The organism is Paenibacillus sp. OT2-17 (assembly GCF_009827695.1).
In the GTDB taxonomy this organism is placed as follows: Bacteria; Bacillota; Bacilli; order Paenibacillales; family Paenibacillaceae; genus Paenibacillus; species Paenibacillus polymyxa_B.
The window spans coordinates 1-3793 of sequence record NZ_WUDQ01000362.1; the positions used below are offsets into that span (position 1 = coordinate 1).

5 protein-coding genes are annotated in these 3793 nt (G+C 47.6%); all 5 read left to right on the forward strand.

Annotated features, from left to right (window positions below; translation table 11 throughout):
* The first annotated feature begins 406 nt into the window (after positions 1 to 406).
* Positions 407 to 1306, forward strand: a complete 900-nt coding sequence (gene panB / locus GRP75_RS21210) for a 3-methyl-2-oxobutanoate hydroxymethyltransferase (RefSeq protein WP_023989139.1) — start codon at positions 407 to 409, stop codon at positions 1304 to 1306.
* Positions 1303 to 2241, forward strand: coding sequence for a pantoate--beta-alanine ligase (gene panC / locus GRP75_RS21215; protein WP_160790288.1), 939 nt, complete (start codon positions 1303 to 1305; stop codon positions 2239 to 2241). Before panB ends, panC begins: the two co-directional genes overlap by 4 nt.
* The gene (panD, locus tag GRP75_RS21220) at positions 2234 to 2617 is read left to right on the forward strand and encodes an aspartate 1-decarboxylase (RefSeq protein ID WP_013371641.1); all 384 of its coding nucleotides are present in this window, start codon (positions 2234 to 2236) and stop codon (positions 2615 to 2617) included. The genes panC and panD overlap by 8 nt, the downstream gene beginning before the upstream one ends.
* Positions 2618 to 2699: 82 nt before the next feature.
* Positions 2700 to 3332: a tetratricopeptide repeat protein gene (locus GRP75_RS21225; RefSeq protein ID WP_023989137.1), complete on the forward strand. Its 633-nt coding sequence runs from the start codon at positions 2700 to 2702 to the stop codon at positions 3330 to 3332.
* 156 nt (positions 3333 to 3488) lie between these two features.
* The coding region (locus GRP75_RS21230; RefSeq protein ID WP_272917230.1) for a 3'-5' exonuclease at positions 3489 to 3793 on the forward strand (305 nt) is incomplete at its 3' end.

Consider the following 3793-nt stretch of genomic DNA (forward strand, 5'->3'; position numbering starts at 1 on the left):
CGTGATAGAAACGGATCAGGGAGAGCGAATTCAGGTCATTTCAGGGGATATACAATTATAGAAGCGACCTTAGCTATGAAAACGACCGAAATCGTTCTATTCCCTGTGCAAAACTTCACGTGAAAAAGCTGATGTTTTTTGTTATACTGTGCAGGAGGCGGCATCGGACGGTCCGAGCTGCACTCCAGGGGCACATGCTCTACTTTAGCAAGTTTGTAAGACCATCATAACTTCATTTGAAGGTTACGTTGGATTCTGCTCTGAGCCGAACAGGACCGAGACAGAAGAGACGATCTCAAAATGAGTGTCTTTTTTGGCTGTTCGGACCTTTTGATGACGCAGATGTACAGGCGTTCATAAAAGGTTATTTTTTGTGCCAAAAAAAGATGGAAGGGAGCCATTCGCAATGGCAGGAAAACAAGCACTGAATATTGTGAAAATGAAAAAAATGAAGCAAGAGGGCATTCCGCTTAGTATGCTGACCGCCTATGATTATCCATCGGCTAAAATAGCCGAGGAGGCGGGAATTGACATGATTCTCGTAGGTGACTCGCTGGGTAACGTAGTTCTTGGTTACGATTCAACCATCCCTGTAACCTTGGATGATATCGTGTACCATTCCCGGGCAGTCGCAAGAGGCGCGGAACATACATTTATCGTAGCGGACATGCCTTTTATGACATATCACAGCAGCGTATCAGAAAGTCTTCAGGGCATCCGCCGTCTGATGCAGGAAGGACATGTGCATGCTGTTAAATTGGAGGGCGGAGCTGAAATTGCCGATGTCGTAAAAGCAACTGTTCAGGCAGGTGTGCCTGTATTGGGACATATCGGGCTTACTCCGCAATCGGTTAATCAAATTGGCGGCTATCGCATTCAAGGCAAGGACGAAGCGGACGCACGCCGGTTGATGGCGGACGCCAAGGCGCTGGAGCAGGCGGGTGCTTTTGGCGTTGTACTGGAATTGGTAACGGAGGAAGTGGCAACAGCGATTTCTAAAGAGCTTTCCATTCCAACCATTGGAATTGGTGCTGGACGTGGATGTGACGGTCAGGTACTTGTTTATCACGATCTGATTCAGTACGCATCGCCTTATTTCAGCAAACGCTTTGTTAAAACCTATGCCGATGTAGGCGGCTTGATCCGCAGCAGCATTGAGCAGTATGTGAGTGATGTGAAAGGGCGGGCATTTCCGGCCGCAGAGCATGTGTTCAGCGCGGATGACCGCGTTGTGGAATCCCTATACGGTAAGGCAAAAGGACAGACACAGGAACAAGCTAAGGAAAAGGTGGAATCTCGGTCATGATCATCGTAAGAGAAGTGGCTCAGCTGCGCAAGATTATTGCTGAACGTCGGCAGCTTGGGACAAACGGAGCAAAAACAATAAACGATTCTGCTTCTTTACAGCAACATAAAGTCGGCTTTGTACCAACAATGGGATACCTGCATGAAGGACATGCGAGCTTGATGCACAAGGCGCGTGAAATGGCAGATACGGTGGTGCTTAGCATTTTCGTAAATCCGATTCAATTTGGACCGAATGAAGATCTGGAAAGCTACCCCCGCGATGAAGCTCGTGATTTGGAGGTAGCACGGCGCGAGGGCGTGGATATTGTATTTTTGCCAACTGTAGCAGAAATGTATCCGCAACCAACCCAAACCAAAATTCGTGTATCCGCTTTGACAGATCGCTTGTGCGGTGCCTCCCGTCCCGGCCATTTTGATGGTGTGACTACGGTGGTAGCCAAGCTTTTTAACATGATAGGTCCTGATTTGGCCTTTTTTGGAATGAAGGACGCGCAGCAGGTTGCTGTGCTCCAGCAGATGGTGACTGATCTCAATATGAACGTGACTATCGTACCTTGTCCCATCGTCAGAGAGGCGGATGGTTTGGCCCTCAGCTCCCGTAATGTGTATTTAAGTGCAGAACAGCGCGAGCAGGCGTTGGTGCTGTCCCAGTCACTGCGTAAGGTGCAAGAAGTGAGCGAAGATATTGTAACAAACACAATTACGATTCGTCAGCTACATCAAATGGTGGAGTCCACCATTACTTCCTCTCCTTTAGCAGACATTGATTACATTGAAATATTAACTTTTCCCGGTCTGGAGCCCCTTCGTCCCGAGCAACGGCTATGTGATGTTCAGGAAGACGTCATCGTAGCGCTGGCTGTGAAATTTGGCAATACCCGACTGATTGACAATATAAGAATACAGAAGGCGGAGGTGCTTTCCCATGTTTAGAACCATGATGAAATCCAAAATTCACCGCGCTACCGTTACGGAAGCTAACCTGAACTATGTGGGGAGTATCACTATAGATGAAGATCTCATGGAGACATCGGATCTGTTGGAGAATGAAAAGGTTCAAATTGTAAACAATAACAATGGAGCTCGACTGGAAACCTATGTTATCCCCGGACCGCGTGGGAGCGGAGTGATCTGTCTCAACGGTGCGGCAGCCCGTTTGGTGCAGCCTGGTGATACAGTCATTATTATTTCCTATGCTTCCATGTCGAATGAAGAGGCCAAAACATACAAACCAACAGTGGTATTTGTTGATGAACATAATAAACCAGCCCAAACGATGAACAAAGAAGTACACGCGACGATCATGTAATGAATGGGAGTGCGGATGAAACCCGTCTTTTAAGCGAAAAATGTGAGTGTACTAATCCATCTTTCATAAGGGCGGGATGCACATGTTCCAGCATGTATTCGCAGAAATGAACAGCATGTTAGATGATATCGTGAAGCATTACCCATCAGCCCAGGGCTCCCGCAGGCAGGAGCTGCTACAGCACTGGAGTCTGCTGCGGAGAATGAGTGACGGAATTATGGATGAGTGGCTGGCCTTTGAGGAAAAAATGGTTTGCTTGCGTGCGGCCGGATTTTCCGCAGAGACCGATATGTCTGACACTGAGCTGCCTGAAAAAGAGCTGCCAGCTTTTAATCGGGGGCAAGGGTATTATCGATTACTTATGTACCCTGAGGCGATCCAACAATTTGAGCAGGTACTACAGCATTTTCCGAACAGCTGGCAGAGTCGCATGTATATGGGAATGGCCTATTTTCAACTAGATGATCCAGCAGAGGCTGTATGCCATTTTCAGAAGGTGCTGGACCTGACTGAGCAGGCAGGACTAAAGGCGGTCATCTATAATGCGCTAGGCTGTCTGTTGGCAAAGCAGGCTGACGTAGAGGAGGCGCAAAAATGTTTTGCTCTCGCACATCAGTTCGATCCTGCGTTACCCGAGCCGCTGCACAATATGGAAGCCTGTTTGTCCGGTACCGAAATGCTTCGATACGACAGCTCCATGATGACCTGGATGTAGTTGTCAGACACCGAGTAAGACGATGCATGCCCACCTCCTCAGGCGGCGTGTGCATCGTCTTTTTTGGCTGTCTTAATTTCCAAACAGGCGATCTTCTGCTATGCTAATATATAGAGTTATTATTTTGTAAGTGTCATAAGAAAGGATTAAGCCCGAATGAAATTTGCGGTATTGGATTTTGAAACGACAGGCACCCAGTCCGCGGATGACATCATTCAAGTCGGACTTGCAATTATAGATCATGATAACAGCATTTCCCGTGTTTACGGCTCTTATGTGAACCCTGGCAGATCTATTCCACCTTTTATCACTGGATTGACCGGAATTACAGACGATGACGTCAAGGATGCTCCTGCACTTGAAGAAATGATGATGGAGCTCGTGCCTATGCTGGACGATGTTGTGCTGGTCGGTCATAATGTGGCGTTTGATTTTAATTTTTTGCAAAACGCTCTGGATCG

Coding starts and splice junctions, on each gene's coding strand:
- GRP75_RS21225 (WP_023989137.1), top strand. CDS start 2,700: ATGTTCCAGCATGTATTCGCAGAAATGAACAGCATGTTAGATGATATC.
- panB (WP_023989139.1), top strand. CDS start 407: ATGGCAGGAAAACAAGCACTGAATATTGTGAAAATGAAAAAAATGAAG.
- panC (WP_160790288.1), top strand. CDS start 1,303: ATGATCATCGTAAGAGAAGTGGCTCAGCTGCGCAAGATTATTGCTGAA.
- panD (WP_013371641.1), top strand. CDS start 2,234: ATGTTTAGAACCATGATGAAATCCAAAATTCACCGCGCTACCGTTACG.